Source organism: Nostoc sp. (assembly GCF_036917535.1).
GTDB lineage: Bacteria > Cyanobacteriota > Cyanobacteriia > Cyanobacteriales > Nostocaceae > Nostoc.
In genome coordinates, this window is sequence record NZ_JBALDA010000090.1 from 282,328 (window position 1) to 298,885 (window position 16,558).

Annotated in this window: 10 protein-coding genes and 1 pseudogene; 6 read left to right on the plus strand and 5 right to left on the minus strand. The window is 43.6% G+C overall.

The features are described 5' to 3' along the window. Nucleotides 1-3: 3 nt before the first annotated feature. Nucleotides 4-1,248 carry an HhoA/HhoB/HtrA family serine endopeptidase gene (locus V7K56_RS29560; RefSeq protein ID WP_334916411.1) on the minus strand — a complete coding sequence of 415 codons (1,245 nt, stop codon included), beginning with the start codon at nucleotides 1,246-1,248 and terminating at the stop codon, nucleotides 4-6. Between the two features lie 330 nt (nucleotides 1,249-1,578). On the opposite strand from V7K56_RS29560, the gene dnaA reads away from it, so the two are divergent. Next, the gene (gene dnaA / locus V7K56_RS29565) at nucleotides 1,579-2,961 is read left to right on the plus strand and encodes a chromosomal replication initiator protein DnaA (RefSeq protein WP_334916413.1); all 1,383 of its coding nucleotides are present in this window, start codon (nucleotides 1,579-1,581) and stop codon (nucleotides 2,959-2,961) included. Between the two features lie 444 nt (nucleotides 2,962-3,405). Here the strand turns inward: dnaA and V7K56_RS29570 are convergent, their stop codons facing one another. From V7K56_RS29570 to V7K56_RS29575, 3 genes and pseudogenes are all read right to left on the minus strand, one after another. Next, nucleotides 3,406-3,570, minus strand: a complete 165-nt coding sequence (locus tag V7K56_RS29570; protein ID WP_334916415.1) for a hypothetical protein — start codon at nucleotides 3,568-3,570, stop codon at nucleotides 3,406-3,408. Between the two features lie 165 nt (nucleotides 3,571-3,735). Further along, nucleotides 3,736-3,891: pseudogene (locus tag V7K56_RS37305) on the minus strand (diversity-generating retroelement protein Avd); the annotation flags it as partial. 153 nt (nucleotides 3,892-4,044) lie between these two features. Continuing rightward, nucleotides 4,045-4,266 (minus strand): hypothetical protein, encoded by a 222-nt coding sequence (locus V7K56_RS29575; protein WP_334916417.1) that lies wholly within the window; start codon nucleotides 4,264-4,266, stop codon nucleotides 4,045-4,047. Nucleotides 4,267-5,379: 1,113 nt separating this feature from the next. Between V7K56_RS29575 and topA the strand changes: the two genes are divergently transcribed. From topA to V7K56_RS29600, 5 genes are all read left to right on the plus strand, one after another. Continuing rightward, nucleotides 5,380-8,016: a type I DNA topoisomerase gene (topA, locus tag V7K56_RS29580; RefSeq protein ID WP_334916419.1), complete on the plus strand. Its 2,637-nt coding sequence runs from the start codon at nucleotides 5,380-5,382 to the stop codon at nucleotides 8,014-8,016. Between the two features lie 537 nt (nucleotides 8,017-8,553). Continuing rightward, complete coding sequence (locus tag V7K56_RS29585) at nucleotides 8,554-8,694, plus strand: hypothetical protein (protein WP_012410890.1); 141 nt, start codon at nucleotides 8,554-8,556, stop codon at nucleotides 8,692-8,694. Next, nucleotides 8,669-9,163: a type II 3-dehydroquinate dehydratase gene (gene aroQ, locus V7K56_RS29590; RefSeq protein WP_334916421.1), complete on the plus strand. Its 495-nt coding sequence runs from the start codon at nucleotides 8,669-8,671 to the stop codon at nucleotides 9,161-9,163. The genes V7K56_RS29585 and aroQ overlap by 26 nt, the downstream gene beginning before the upstream one ends. Nucleotides 9,164-9,247: 84 nt before the next feature. Continuing rightward, nucleotides 9,248-10,198: an ADP-ribosylglycohydrolase family protein gene (locus tag V7K56_RS29595; protein ID WP_334916423.1), complete on the plus strand. Its 951-nt coding sequence runs from the start codon at nucleotides 9,248-9,250 to the stop codon at nucleotides 10,196-10,198. 224 nt (nucleotides 10,199-10,422) lie between these two features. After that, the gene (locus V7K56_RS29600; RefSeq protein ID WP_334916425.1) at nucleotides 10,423-13,131 is read left to right on the plus strand and encodes an HD family phosphohydrolase; all 2,709 of its coding nucleotides are present in this window, start codon (nucleotides 10,423-10,425) and stop codon (nucleotides 13,129-13,131) included. A 462-nt stretch (nucleotides 13,132-13,593) separates the two neighbouring features. Here the strand turns inward: V7K56_RS29600 and V7K56_RS29605 are convergent, their stop codons facing one another. After that, complete coding sequence (locus tag V7K56_RS29605; protein WP_334916427.1) at nucleotides 13,594-16,539, minus strand: beta strand repeat-containing protein; 2,946 nt, start codon at nucleotides 16,537-16,539, stop codon at nucleotides 13,594-13,596. Nucleotides 16,540-16,558: the final 19 nt, after the last annotated feature.

Genomic DNA, 16,558 nt, shown 5'->3' on the forward strand with positions numbered 1-16,558 from the left:
ACATCATCCTTCACGTCTCACAGGCAAAGGAGCAGGTTGAACTCCTAATTGGACAGTTTGCCCATTGCGTTCCACTTCTATTGGTAATTTAGTACCGATTTTGCTCTGTTCTACTAGCTTTTGTACTTCTTCAATTTTAGTAACAGGCTGGCTGTTAATACTTTTAATCACATCACCGACTCGTAAACCAGCTACAGATGCAGGCGATCGCGGTACAATCTCAACCAGCAAAACGCCGTCATCTGCTGTAATATTTAAGCGATCGCCAACGACATTTTTGATTCTTTCTTTATTTTCTGGTGTCAATGTCACCATTTGAACACCCAAATAAGGATGATCCACCTTGCCTGTAGCAATTAATTCTTGGGCAATTCTTTGCACAGTGTTAATGGGTATAGCAAATCCTAAACCTTGAGCGCCTCGGATAATAGCTGTATTCATTGCAACTACTTGACCACGAGCATTGAGCAATGGCCCACCGGAATTACCAGGGTTAATTGCAGCATCTGTTTGGATGTAATCAACCCGCTTGTCACTAGCACCGATATCGCTACTAGAACGCCCTGTAGCACTAATAATTCCGGAAGTGACGGTATTATTCAAGCCTAATGGATTACCAATGGCAATTACAGCCTCTCCTGGTTGCAAGGCATCGGAGTTACCTACAGATAGAGTTGGCAGATTGTTGGCATTAATTTTGATCGTTGCCACATCCGTTACTGGATCTTCACCCAAAACTTTCCCATCAAAAGTCCGGCCATCTTTGAGTATAACAGTTACTCTATCAGCACCATCTACCACATGAGAATTCGTCACAATTTGACCAGAAGAATTAATGATAAATCCAGAGCCACTACCCCGCTCTATACGTTGTCTAGGCTGTGGGGTTCCCTCTCCAAAAAACCGCCGGAAAAATGGATCGTTGTTAAATTCATCTGGTACGCGAGAAGTGATTGTTCGGGAAGAATCAATGCGAACTACCGCAGGCCCCACCTGTTGCACTACTTTCACCACAAAATTAGGATCTCCAGACGAAGAAAAAATCTGCGGGGGGACAATTACCGGATTTGATTCTGTTGTTTTTTGGGCTTGAGTATCACCTTGCTGAGTATCAAAGGTCTTAGCAGGTAGAAGAGAGCAGCTCCCCAGGAACATCACTGCTACCCCGTATGAGAGCATCCACAACCTATGAGGTAAGCTTCTGGTTTCAATCTTTTTGGGTGCTGAGTGATGGTTTGTTATCTTCATCTGTCGTTGCTTCTCCGTGTCAATGAGAGTGCTGAGTTAATAGTGCTGAGTACTGAGTTAAAAGACCGCTCATAATAAGGGACGAGGCATATACTGAGTACTAAAGCTCTGATAAATTTTTGCTTTACTTAGCACTCAGTACTTAGCACGAGCTAAACGCCCCGCTTTCGCTAACAGCACTCGGTTTGGTCAGTGGGTGTTAGAATCTTGCCTACTGGGTATGTCCCAAAATGATTACAACTTAAAAGCTTATTTTAGGTCTAGCGTGTCTCAATGCTAAATTAGTGCTTTCTCTTCTATTGTGACGATTAGCAGCAAAGGTGGTGGATAATGGAAATTCCCATAGAAAGTCTGTGGAGTCAGGTACTAGAGCGCCTAAAGCTTGAACTATCCCGACCTACCTTTGAAACTTGGATCAAAACTGCTAGTGCAGAGCGATTAGAAAATAATTGCTTGGTTATCTGCACTCCTAACCCATTTGCTCGTAATTGGTTACAGAAGTATTACATCAATACCATTGCTCATGTAGTACAAGACATTCTCGGTCATCCTGTAGGAATTTACATCACGGTTGCTCAAGGTGATGAAGTTTCTCATTTTAGTGAATCAGAGGTTGCTTGGGAATCACCAAATTCCAGCAGTATTTCTGAAGCTGTTGCTAATCACAATCATAAAACTACTGACTTAAACTCTAAATATGTCTTTTCGCGGTTTGTAGTTGGTGCTAACAATCGCATGGCTCACGCTGCTTCTTTGGCAGTTGCAGAATCTCCAGGGAAAGAGTTTAATCCTTTATTTTTATGCGGTGGTGTAGGCTTGGGTAAAACTCATCTTATGCAAGCTATTGGTCATTATCGCTATGCAATTTTTCCTAATTGTAAAATATTTTATGTTTCTACTGAGCAGTTTACGAATGATTTAATTACAGCCATCCGTAAGGATAGTATGCAAAGTTTTCGAGAGCATTACCGAGCTGCTGATGTTTTATTAGTGGATGATATTCAGTTTCTGGAAGGGAAGGAATATACCCAAGAGGAATTTTTTTATACTTTTAATACTCTACATGAAGCTGGTAAACAAGTTGTCATTGCTTCCGACCGTCCGCCTAACCAAATTCCTAGCTTGCAAGAACGTCTTTGTTCTCGATTTTCTATGGGCTTAATTGCCGATATCCAAAAGCCGGATTTAGAAACGAGAATGGCAATTTTGCAGAAAAAAGCTGAGGATGAAAATATTTGTCTTCCTCGCGATGTGATTGAGTATATTGCTTCTAACTATACTTCTAATATTCGAGAATTAGAAGGAGCTTTAATTCGGGCGGTGGCTTATATTTCTATTTGGGGTTTACCGATGACGGTGGAAAATATCACACCAGTTTTAGAACCGCCTAATGAAAAAATGGCAGCTACTCCAGAAGCAATTTTAAAGGTGGTGGCGGATAATTTTGATGTTTCAATAGACGACCTCAAAGGTAACTCGCGACGAAGAGAGATTAGCTGGGCGCGTCAATTAGGAATGTATCTTATGCGCCAACACACGGCTTTGAGTTTACCGAGAATTGGTGAGGAGTTTGGTGGTAAAGACCATACAACGGTAATCTATAGTTGCGATAAAATTACTCAACTTCAAGAGAGCGATCGCACCTTAGTACAAACTCTACGGGAATTGAGCGATCGTATTAATATGAACAGCCGTTCTCAAAAACCATCCTGAAGATGTTTTTTAAGTTTTCCACAACCAGCAGTCTAAATTATGAGCTTTGACTGCTAAAGAATTAGTCAAGAATATTAAGTAACGTCTAAAAATTGATTAAATTTAACTTAGATTGTGGAAAAAACTGGGGAAAACTTGATACTCTACCGAGAAAACTTAATTAAGTATAATTACCTTGTGGAAAAGTACAAGAGTTTTTCCACAAGTTTTCCACAAGGTAAACTTGCCTAACCATGTATGATTTCAACAAAAATTGTTGCAAGTTTTCCGCTATTTACTGACATCGCTATAGCAATCCTAAATCATTAATCTTTTCTAAAATTGCAAATACTCTGCTCACTCCACCGACAACTCACCCACCACCAAAACCCTCAACTCCATCACCCGCTTCAAAGCTGTATCATTGGTCAAAAAACGTCTGACAACCAGCCATTAAAGCTGCCGCTATCTGCAATGCATCAGGTAACTAAAGATTATAACGCACCCGAATTCTTGCAGCTTCTCGCGCAAACTAGCATTAATCTCCACAAAAACTACTTGTTCTTGTTGCAACACATCGATAAAAGCCTGCTCTAAATCAACTAACCCCAGACGTATATTAGGACTCATATCTGATTTTTGAACAAGATTTTAGATAAAACCCTGAAAAAACAGGCTTTTCAGGCTCAGTATGTTTTTATAAATCAAATCGGAGTCCTATAGCACCCACCAAACACTCTGATAACGTTATTCCTGACGCTACTGCTGTAATGTCAGTGCTAATTTTTATTTTATATACCCTGCTACAATTAAACCATCTAATAAGTCATATAATTCTGCAATTATCCGATTTTTTAGTATAAACTTGTGATCTCTTGGCAGACAATTTAAAATTAGTACATACCACTTGATTAAATCATAAGTTTTCTGTATTTTTGGTAAATCACTTATTCAAAAACTGCTAAAAAAATTTGATCGCCCAAAGCGCGAGAGAAATAAAGAAGGGAAAAGAAAAAAGCGAAAAGTGCAAAAGGGCAAGAGTGTAAACGACTAATTAACTCCTGATGGGAGCAGCAACCACAACTCGAAAACCCAAGCGGTCGTTCACAACCAGACGCGGCCACTTATCCCGAAACGCTGAACGGCAGATAGCGAATTTAGCAGACGACGGGCGGGTATGGTAAACTTGCCACGATTGTTGCGGCGTTCGACTTCCTTGCGATACTTCAGCTTGGGGTCATCTTTAGGCAACTTTGCCAATAGAATCTTATGCCCTTCTTTAACTGGGTAGAACTTGGGAGTCATTGCTGGGGAAGCTTCTTGCACCTTTGTACTAGCGTATTCATGCAGTTCATCAATAGAAATCCAGCCATCTGTATCTTTATCGGCTGCACCTGTTTCAGTGGATGAAAATCATGTTGATTCTCAAAGTCTTGCCGCAAATCATATATTTCGTCGATTAATGTATAGCCAGACGGTATATCTAAATTGATTCACACATTTTATTGCCCCATAAAGATTATCTATAAAAATAATTTCAGGATCTTCTTTGCCCATAGCTGCATAGACTAATTTGACCGCTTCCGCCGCTTTTTACGATCAATTCTCTCAGTTGAAAGCGCGATCGCTCTCCACTTTTCTCGATAAACTGGAATCAAAACTCTCTTGCTCAGGCGTTAACTTTTCAATCAGCAACATAACGCCAACCTTTAGGCTTGTATTCTCGCTGAATTTTCACCATCCAGTCACCTTGGGAAATAGAAATAGCTTTATGCTCCTCATGAGCTAGCAATGCCGACTATGAAATAACACGTAATTAGAGTGTGCCATATTCTCAGACAATTTTTCTTTGCCCTCAGTAATTTAATGTTTATGACCCGTAACTTCGTCTTCTACCAAAGTTAAATGAGGTATTTTTTGTCCTTGAACCTGCTGCACAGGTAGTAAAATAACATCACCCTGACGAACTGGTTGCATGGTTTTGCTTTCCTGACATGGGTACAAATCTCACTTCGCTTTTGCTCTCAAATTTGATTTAATTTTGGCACAAGCTCTATTAGGGTGGGGCATTGGGTATTGGTTGGGTATAAGAGGCAGAGGGAAAAAACTGATTGCAACTTACTTCTTTTGTGCTCCCCACTCTCCATTCCCCATTCCCCATGCTCAATTCCCCGATTAAAGGATATTTTGAAAACTGTAGTCGCCAATTATGCGTTAGATAAGTTAAAGATTGAAATAGCTGGAAATTCAGAGCCAGCGTATCCTCATTTATCCTCTGGGACAGACTGGGCATTAAGTTCAGCGGATTTTCTCTCAAGTAGGCAGTTTATGTGAGGATTAAATCACCGCCCTGAGCGTGACCATTTATCTTGACAATTCGCAAAAGTTACCTCAATTTGACTGTTTAGCTTAGTAGCTCTTCTTTTTATTGAAATTTCCATGTCAACTCTCGTCATCGTCGAATCTCCAACCAAAGCTCGTACCATTCGCAACTACCTGCCATCAGGCTATCGGGTGGAGGCGTCTATGGGTCATGTGCGTGACCTACCCCAGTCGGCTAGTGAAATTCCCGCTGCCGTCAAAGGGGAATCATGGGCGCAGCTAGGGGTAAATGTGGACGCCGACTTTGAACCGGTATATGTTGTCCCAAAAGACAAAAAGAAAATTGTTACCCAACTCAAAGATGCCCTCAAGGATGTAGATGAACTGATTCTGGCAACGGACGAAGACCGGGAAGGTGAAAGCATTAGTTGGCATTTATACCAATTGCTGAAGCCGAAAATTCCGACTAAGCGGATGGTATTTCACGAAATTACCCAAGACGCGATTAAAAAAGCTCTGAAAAACTGCCGCAATATTGATGAGCAGTTGGTTCGTGCTCAAGAAACCCGGCGGATTTTAGATCGACTAGTGGGCTATACCCTATCTCCACTGCTATGGAAAAAAATCGCCTGGGGACTATCTGCTGGGCGAGTGCAATCCGTAGCCGTGCGGCTTTTAGTCACTAGGGAACGCCAACGCCGCGCCTTCCATGAGGGTACGTATTGGGATTTGAAAGCTAGTTTGTCCAAGGAAAAAATCCCCTTTGCTGCCCAGTTGGTAACACTAGGAGGAACCAAAATTGCTAACGGCAGCGATTTTGACGCTGCAACCGGACAAATTATCGCAGGTCGTAATGTCTTGTTGCTCAACGAAGAACAAGCGGTAGCGCTCAAAGAACGCCTGACTGGTAAAACCTGGAATGTTAACGACATCGAGGAACGCCCAGTGACGCGCAAACCGTCGCCACCGTTCACTACCTCGACATTGCAACAAGAATCTAACCGGAAACTGCGCCTCTCAGCCCGCGACACCATGCGGGTTGCCCAGAATTTGTACGAGCAGGGGTATATTACCTATATGCGGACAGATTCGGTACATTTGTCAGATCAAGCGATCGCAGCTGCTCGGAGTTGTGTAGAAAAGCTTTACGGTCAACAATACCTCAGTCCCCAACCCCGGCAATACACTACCAAATCCAAAGGCGCACAAGAGGCACACGAAGCAATTCGTCCAGCAGGTAGCAGCTTCCGCACTCCCCAAGAAACTGGTTTGGGCGGTCGGGAACTTGCCGTTTACGATTTGATTTGGAAGCGGACTGTCGCCTGTCAAATGGCTGATTCCCGCCAAACTCAAATTACCGTGCAATTGCAAGTCGAAGACGCTGGATTTCGTTCTTCTGGCAAACGAATTGAATTTCCTGGATACTTACGTGCCTACGTTGAAGGTTCAGACGACCCGGAAGCAGCACTGGAAGACCAGGAAGTAATTTTGCCGAATCTGAAAGTAGGCGATCATCCGAATTGTACAGAACTAGAAGCAGTTGGGCACGAAACCCAACCGCCAGCTAGGTACACCGAAGCTTCTTTGGTGAAAACCTTAGAAAGCGAGGGTATTGGTCGTCCCAGTACCTATGCCAGCATCATTGGCACAATCATCGACAAGGGTTATGCCCATTTAGTAACTAACGCTCTCATTCCCACCTTCACCGCTTTTGCCGTCACCGACTTGCTGGAGAAACATTTCCCGGACGTTGTTGATCCCAGTTTCACCTCGAAGATGGAGCAAACCCTTGATGATATTGCCACAGGTGAAGCGAAATGGCTACCCTACTTGCAGCACTTCTATTTGGGAGACAAAGGGCTGGAAACACTGGTAAAAGAGCAGGAAAGTCAAATTGATGCCACCAAAGCTAGGACTGTAGAACTGGAAAATCTAGATGCCAAAGTCCGCATTGGCAAATATGGCCCCTATATTGAAGTCGAAAATGGTGAGGGAGTTATTACCGCCTCAATTCCCAAAGACCTGACGCCAGCTGACCTCGACCCCAAACAGGTAGAAGTATTGCTGCGGCAAAAAACAACTGGTCCTGACCAAGTGGGTCGCCATCCCGAAACTGGCGAACCAATTTATGTGAAAATTGGTGCTTACGGGCCTTATGTGCAATTGGGTGACAAAACCGACGAAAACCCCAAACCGAAACAAGCCTCCCTACTCAAAGGTGTCACCCCAGAAACCGTTACCCTAGAAATGGCTGTTGGTCTGTTGGCACTACCCCGGACGTTAGGGGTTCATCCAGTTACTGGCGGCAAGATCCAAGCAAGTTTGGGACGCTTTGGCCCTTATGTGGTTCATGACCAAGGTAAGGAGGGGAAAGACTACCGCTCTCTAAAAGCTACTGACAATGTGTTGACAATTAGCTTAGAACGTGCATTGGAGTTGTTATCCGAGCCAAAAAAAGGACGCAGTTCTACCAACAGCAAGTCCAAAGCAGCCTTACGCGAATTGGGTACGCATCCAGAGGACGGGCAAACAATTAACATCTACGATGGTCCCTATGGCCCTTACATCAAACATGGCAAAACTAATGTCAGTATCCCAGAAGGTCAAACGGTAGAAGATGTAACTCTAGCGGCGGCGCTGAACTTGTTGGCAGCTAAGACATCGACTGGGAAATCGACTCGCAAAACGAGTAAATCAACGAGTTCCAAATCTAAATCAACAACCGCTGCAAAGAAAAAGGGCACAGAAGGCTAGTACCGCAAGGCGGAATTCAAAATTCAAAATGAATACAGCGTAAGCGTTTCATTGATTTGGAATCGTCTGTTTATTTCCGCCGTGTTGTACTAGTGGGAAGTCAAACAAATTTGAATTTTAGATTTACGATCGCGTAGCGTTAGCGACGTTCGCGTAAGCGTCTCCCCTGGCAGAAGGAGCGTATTTGAGATTTTAGATTTATTTCGCCCATGATCGGCGAGGTATGAACCCTAAAATTCTCTTAATCCAAAATCTAAAATCTAAAATTCCTACTCATTCGTACTCAATAGTCTATCTAAAGTCCGATTTTTAACTCTTGACCCTTAATATCTATCCTTGATAGGATACAGTTCAGTAAGTTCAAGTGTGATACTCTAAAAAGTAAGGGAAAACACAACGCTAAATTTTAGAAATGGCTTATGTCCAAAATATGGGATTGTGTATCAACCCAATTGGAAGCCAGAGGTGCGAAAGTATTTCATTTTCTGCGTATCTGTTAATCAAAAATTGAGGTAGTATCTCAGGAGCGGTCAGTTCATGGATTATATAGAAAAGGTGCTGGAAAAGCTTAAGGAATTAGCTCGTAGGCTAATCGAAAGCCTATTAGGGCCAGAGGCTGAACCGGAACCGGAACTGATTCCGATTCCTGTGAATGATCGCTCGCGCCGTCGCCACTAACTTCACAGTGGTAAACCTGACCTTGCAACCCTTAAGTATTCTGGCACTGCATGGGCCTAACTTAAATTTGCTAGGACAGCGAGAACCAGGAATTTATGGTTCGTTGACTCTAGCTGAAATTAACCGCCTGTTAGAAGAAGAAGCATTCAAATTACAGGCGAAATTTTTTTCTTTGCAGTCAAATCATGAAGGAATTTTGGTAGATGCTATTCATGGCGCTTTAGGGCAACATCAGGGAATTCTGATTAATGCAGGAGCTTATACCCACACAAGCGTGGCCTTGCGGGATGCGATCGCTGCTGTTAACTTGCCCACTGTGGAAGTACATCTGAGTAACATTTACCGCCGGGAAGAATTTCGCCATCATTCGTACATCGCCCCAGTTGTGATCGGGCAAATAAGTGGTTTTGGCGTTCAAAGTTACTTATTGGGCTTACAAGCGTTAGTGAATCACTTAAGAAGCATATAAGCATGATAAATGAATTGATTTTAGAGTTTAAATTTTGGATTAAAGAATTTAATCCGAAATCTAAAATCTAAAATCCTAAATTGTATGCGTTACTCTCCTATAAGTCGGTTTAAAGGAACTTTACTCGGAGCGTTCCTGGGAGGAAATTTAGTCTCTGGTGGTAAAGTACAGTTTGAGAGTTACCTAGATTTAGGCAGAATGGCGGTTCTGGGTATCGAGAGTTTGATTGCGTTGAATAGATTAGATTTAGATGATTGGATAAAGCGTCAGCAAGAAGAGTCTCCTCATTTAGTAGCAACTGATGACATCTCGATAAAAATAATTATTGCCACATTACCAGTTGCACTCTTTTTTCACGAAAATCCGATTAAGCTCCGACAAAACTTGCTGCATGTGCTGAAAATCTGGGAGGATGACCCAGTAATCAGGGATGGAACGCTAGCAGTAGGATATGCGATCGCTCTTGCCCTAACTGAAAAACTTCACCCTCTAACTCTTATCCCACAAATAATTTCTTTTATCGGAGAAACACCGACATCAATACCAAAAAAATTATTAAGAGTCCAGAATTTATTAGAGCAAGGTGCAGGATTATCAACGACGCAAGCTGAGTTTGCTAAGGAAGAAAAACTCAGTAATACTATTGCTATGGCATTTTACTGCTTTTTGAGTACCTTAGAAGACTTTCGCCTAACACTTTTACAGGCTACTCACAATGACAATTCTCAAGTGCAAAATGCTACGCTTCTAAGCTCACAGGCTACAGGTGCAATTGCTGGTGCTTTGTCGGGAGCATATAACGGGACAGGCGGAATTCCCGTAAATTGGCAAGTCCTGCTCTTGCAGAGGAATTCCCCAGTATGGGGACTAACTAGCCTTTCCCAAATGTTAGAATTGAGCGATACATTTGTGGCGGTGTGGTCAGGAGTGTATAATCTTACCTTAAACCCAAAAGAGTTAACAGAGGAGGGATGTGAGGCGGCTTTGCTTTCAGTTTACGCAGCTCCTCGCGTTATTCGGTCGCCCTTATCTTAATTAACTAGATAAGGGGTTAAAGGTAGGCAAACTTCTGCGACAGTCTATTAATCTCATATACGAAAATTTTTCAGTATACCCTCGGACTGATTCTGTAGCTAGCTATTGTGGCAAATCAGCAATAAAAAAGCCCCTGCCACCGAGTTGCAGCAGCCGCAGATCAAACTTTCCTGATCGATTGTCTTTTTTTGAACTATCAAAGTCGGCAATTGCAGGTAGAGATAATGAAAATGCATAAATTTTTGCAGTTCTTGAACCAGCAATTGGCTCACTGGCGGCGACAGTACAAAACACTACGCCGTAAAGGAAAGTTAATGAGAAGTCCCAAAGGTAAAATCCATAGAAGGGAACTTCTAAGGACTATGCTCAAGAATGTATTCCTGTTTTTAGCAAAAACCAATGAGAAAAGCGAACGCCGAAAACAAGAAAGAGCGCTAAGGTCAAAGGCAAAATCTGTCAAAATTAAAAGTAGCATTTATGTAGTCGCTTTAAATTGGGCATATAAACAGCGTTACTCGGTGATTTTGGCGATCGCTATAGCGTCTCTCACAGGTATTATTGGGTATAAATTATACAATCAAACTCAACTCCAAGTCGGACATCCCGCGCCCCAAACGATTACAGCGCCTTACACAGCTAGTATCGAAGATCAGAAAAAAACAGAAGCCGAGCGCAAAGCTGTCAGTACAAACTCCTTACAAGTGCTGATGATTGATGCGCGAATGAATGAAAAAATCAACGAAAATTTGCAACAACTTCTAGATGATGGCAACGAAATTCGCGCTGTTGCTGGAGCTTTTCCTTTTTTTGATCCTGTAATTTTATCCATCTCCACCCAACGTTACCTCCGCTCTTGTCCTGAGGTGGAATGGCAAGCACTGATATCGGTTGTAGAAAAGAGTAAAAATCAGCACAAGAAAGGAACTGCCGCTTCATCCCGTCCATTATCCATAGCTGCACCTAATCAGAAAGGCCAGCCGCGCATAACATCCAAATCTGATTCCCAGAGTTTAGAAAAGACAGAGCTAGTAGATTTTTCTCAAAACACTGATTTTACTCAAGGAGTAGCAGAACTAGAATCTTACCGTCTCACAACTTCTGAGAAAAACTTGTCTTTGCTAATTGCCCAAATTTCTCAAACACGCCAAAGATACACCCAAGCTACTGCCAAATTTTTACAGTTAGAGACTGTTAGCCCAGAAGCAGTATATGAGGAATCTCTACTTTTGGATTTGTCAGATGTGGAATGGCAAAAAACACAAATCGGAATCCATCAGAGTATAGAGCGGATTCTCACCCAAGGCATCCCACAGGGACTGCCAAAAAGTATCTTAGAAGATGCGGTGAGTTTACAATTACAGACCTTTGTACCAGAATCCGCTGAAACATTGGCAAAGAACCTGTTGTTAGCTGTACTCAAGCCGAATCTGCAAAAAGATGAAGAACAAACCAGACAAAACGCTCAAAAGGCTGCGGCTGATGTACCACGTGTGATGGTGCAGGTACGGCATGGTGAGGTAATTGTCAAAAAAGGAGAGCAGATTACTGCATGGAACTTTCAGGTACTGGAGTATTATCACCTGATTCGTCGGGAGATAAAGTGGCAGGAGTTGGTGAAGTTAGGAGGCGTTATCGCGATCGCTATTAGCATTTTTGTCTGGGTAGAACGCCATATTGATTACGAATTGCGACAACGCGATCGTTTATTAGTGTTATTGCTAACTCTGAGTGTGCCAGGAGTAATTGTAATCGGATTGCCCTATACCACTTGGAGCGCCCTTGGTTTATTGTTGGGAAGCTTTTACGGCCCGACTTTGGGGTTGACAGTTGTCGGCCTGCTGTGGCCGATATTAGCCATTAGCTTGGATATGAGCAAGGCTGCGCTTTTAGCTGGTGTAGGAGGAGCAATATTAGGTAGTTACATTGCCCAACGATTGCGATCGCGTGAAGAGTTGGCATTATTAGGCGTTGCGATCGCCTTAACTCAAGGTGGCATTTACCTGATTGTTAAAATCTTAATTGGTCAAGTATTTGGTTCAACCTGGTATATTGTCTTCCAAGAAGCGGGATTATTTGCTTTATCCGGCTTAGGCTGGAGTGTTATCGCCTTGGGTTTGAGTCCTTATTTAGAAAAAGTTTTTGATTTAGTTACTCCAATTCGCCTAGCAGAACTGGCAAACCCTAACCGCCCTTTATTAAAACGACTCGCTACTGAAACTCCGGGAACTTTTCAACATACCTTACTTGTGGCTACTCTGGCTGAAGCTGCTGCCAAAGAATTAGGATGCAATGTTGAACTAGTCAGGGCTGGCACATTATATCATGATATTGGCAAAATGCACGACCCTCTTGGCTTTATTGAAAATCAAATGGGGGGGCCAAATAAACACGATACAGAGATTAAAGATCCTTGGAAGAGTGCAGAAATTATTAAAAAGCACGTAACTGAAGGGTTGGTAATGGCGCGCAAACACCTTTTACCTACGGCAATTCAAGCTTTTATTCCCGAACATCAAGGAACAATGCTAATTGCCTATTTCCATCACCAAGCCCAGCAAATGGCTCAGTCAGATCCAAGTTTAACTGTAGACGATGCAGATTTTCGCTACGATGGCCCCATTCCTCAATCACGGGAAACTGGAATTGTCATGTTAGCAGATTCTTGCGAAGCAGCGCTGCGATCGCTGCAAGTATCGGCTAAATCTGTGGGAGAGAAGCGATCGCTCAAAGATGTCTCCACTGAACAAGCTTTAGCAATGCTCAATAATATTCTGCGTGCCAAGTGGCAAGAAAATCAACTCATAGATTCAGGACTAACAAGAGAAGAAATGTCACAAATTGCCCAGATATTTGTGGATGTTTGGCAGCAATTTCATCACAAACGCATTGCTTATCCCAAGTTGAAGACTAGTGGTGCTGTACGGAATTTATAATCAAGAAACTTAAATTTAATCGCGGACATGATATGAAACTTTTATTTCTTTGTGACGGCAGTCCTACAATGGGGAGAAAATACGCGGCGCTACCTTTTTTTTGCACTCTTCTGGTGCGTCTTCTGCGCGAATGTGGTTCGTTTTTCTTAATTTTGGGTAAGTTAAGAAATTTAAATATAGTAGGGTGCGTTGTGCTGCGCGACAACGCACCATCAACAATTCAAGGTGCTCCCACCTACGGCATAACACACCCTACTTCCTACTGACTATCAGGGTTTGTGTGAAATGGTATTAAACTTTGGTGTTCCAAGCTTGGAGTTTGATGTTTGGAACTCGAAGTTTGGTGTTCCAAGCTTGGAGTTTGGTGTGCTGAACTCGAAGTTTGGTCTTTAGAACTCAAAATTTAATGTTCCGAACTCAAAGTTTGCTGTTTGGAACTCAAAGTTTGCTGTTCTAAGCCAACTACGCTTGGATAATAAAATCAGATGCCTTGAGAATTGGCGCACCAGTTAGAGTCACAAATAGCCCACCGCTGCCGAAACCAGCCGTACTGCCATTTTCGTTGTAGAACAACTGCCCACTCACAGGATCGTAGACAATTTTCGCTGTGCTAGTCCCCGCTGTAGAAGTGATTTCAAAATCACTCTCGTTACTAAAACCTATTCCCGGAACAGAAGTAATTGTATTAAAGGTAGTTTTATCCAATACAATCTTGTCACTTTGTGTAGTGGTTGCAAAAAATACACCGTAGAACCCACTAATACTATCTAGACCAACATCAGTGCTGTCAAAAGCAGCATTGGTGTTGTAAAGGAATCTGTCAATACCCTCACCACCTGTGAGTACGTCATTGCCAGCACCGCCAACCAGAGTATCATCGCCAGCACCACCGATGAGGATATCATTACCAGTTCCACCCCGCAAGAAATCATTGCCACCCTTGCCGTCGATGCTGTCATCACCTCCCTGACCATTAATCACATCGTCGGAGTCCTTAAAACCCGTAATGTTATTGTTAAGGTCATTGAGGAATGTAACGGTGTTTCGGTTAAACAAGTCAGTTTGAGTGGAGTTGGCATCAAAAACATCAAAACTGTCAACGATGCCCCTCTGGTTATCAAACAAAATATTGCCAATAGCTGGGCTGGTATCAGATGCTGGTAAATTATTCAAGTTTTCTAATTTGAAGTTTTGCAGAATGACTTTGGTATTGCTTGTATCTTCAAAAGTGAATTCTAGATTATTGCCATTTTGATTTAATTGCAGATTTTTAGCAGTCAATCCTAATTTAGTAAAATCCAAGGTATCAACTTCAGCAATTACCGCCGCTGATGGATTTGAATCAATACCTATGCCGCCAAAGTCGGTTATGGTGTCGATACCATCGCCTTTTGAGAAGATGAATTTGTCTCGACCACCATTACCTGTGAGCTTGTCGTTACCAGCTTTGCCCTCGATGATATTATTGTTGCGTGTGCCGATGAGGATATCTGCACTACTTGTGCCCGTGATCAATTTTTGGACAAAACCCAAAGTGGTGGTTGCCACTGCACTGGTGTTGCTAAAACCTTGCCCGTCATCGACGACAAACTCAATTGTGCTATTAACAGTGGTAGCTGTAGTGTTGTAGGTAACGCTGCTGAGGACTTGTCGATAATTGGCAATGGTATCCGTGCCGCTAAGAGTGAGAGTGCCTGTGGTGGGGTTGTAGGTAGTAGTGATGTTACCGATGGCAGTGGCATTGAGAGTTTCGGCAGCGCCATCTAAGAGATTGGTAATGGTGATAGTAACACCAGCTAAGGTAGTGTCGTTGTCGCTGAGGGTAAAGTTGGGATCGACAATGGAGACGGGAGTGCCGCTAAAGGTGGTGCTAAAATCAATACCCTGTGAGTTGCCGTTGAGGTCGAGAACGGGGGCGCGGTTGCCAAACACCACGTAGCTCTGTCCTGAGCTGATGATGTCGTTGGGGTCAGCAAAGGGTGCCCCGATAATCAAATCGTCAATACCGTCGCCATTGATATCTCCGGCACTGCCAAGAGAGTAGCCTGAACGGTCATCTGGATTGATGCCGTTGATGGCAAAGCCATTTGTGCCGTTGAGGGTGGAGAGGTCGAATTGGGCACCAAAACCGGACTTGCTGCCAAACACCACATAGCTTTGTCCTGAATTGGTGCCGTTGAGATCAGCAAGGGGTGCCCCGATAATCAGGTCGTCAATACCGTCGCCGTTGATGTCTCCGGCACTGCCAAGAGAGTAGCCTGAACGATCATCTGGATTGATGCCGTTGATGGCAAAGCCATTTGTGCCGTTGAGGGTGGAGAGGTTGAGTTTGGCACCAAAACCCTCCTTGCTGCCAAACACTACGTAGCTTTGCCCTGAACTGGTGCCGTTGGGGTCGGCATATTCTGCCCCGATAATCAGGTCGTCAATACCATCGCCGTTGATGTCTCCGCTACTGCTAACAGAGTAGCCTGAACGATCATCTGGATTGATGCCGTTGATGGCAAAGCCATTTGTGCCGTTGAGGGTGGAGAGGTTAAATTGGTCACCAAAACTTTTTTTGCTGCCAAACACCACGTAGGTTTGCCCTGAAGGGTCGCCATTGGGAGAGGCACCATCTGCCCCGATAATTAGGTCGTCAATACCATCGCCGTTGATGTCTCCCGCACTGCTAACAGAATTGCCTAAGGAGTCATCTTCATTAATGCCGTTGATGGCAAAGCCATTTGTGCCGTTGAGGGTGGAGACGTCGAATTGGGCACCAAAACTTTTCTTACTGCCAAACACCACGTAGGTTTGCCCTGAGCTGATGTCGTTGGGATCAGCAAAGGGTGCCCCGATAATCAGATCGTCAATGCCGTCGCCGTTGATGTCTCCGGCACTGCTAACAGAGTTGCCTAAGGAGTCATATATATTGAAGCCGTTAATGGTGAAACCATTAGTGCCGTTGACAGTGGAAAGGTTAAATTGGGCACCAAAACTTTTCTTGCTGCCAAACACCACGTAGGTTTGCCCTGAGGTGATGCCGTTGGGGGAGGCACTATCTGCCCCGATAATCAGGTCGTCTAGACCGTCGCCATTGATGTCTCCGGCACTGCTAACAGAGTTGCCTGATAAGTCATCTGGCTTGATACCGTTGATGGCAAAGCCCGACGTGCCGTTGAGGGTGGAGAGGTAGAATTGGGCACCAAAACTTTTCTTGCTGCCAAACACCACGTAGGTTTGCCCTGAGGAGTCGCCGTTGGGGTCGGCACCATCTGCCCCGATAATCAGGTCGTCTAGACCGTCGCCATTGATGTCTCCGGCACTGCTAACAGGGTTGCCTGAATGGTCATCTGGATTGATGCCGTTGATGGCAAAGCCATTTGTGCTGTTAAGGTTAGATAAGTTGAAAACTGAACTTACCATGAGTGCGTCCTTTTATTTC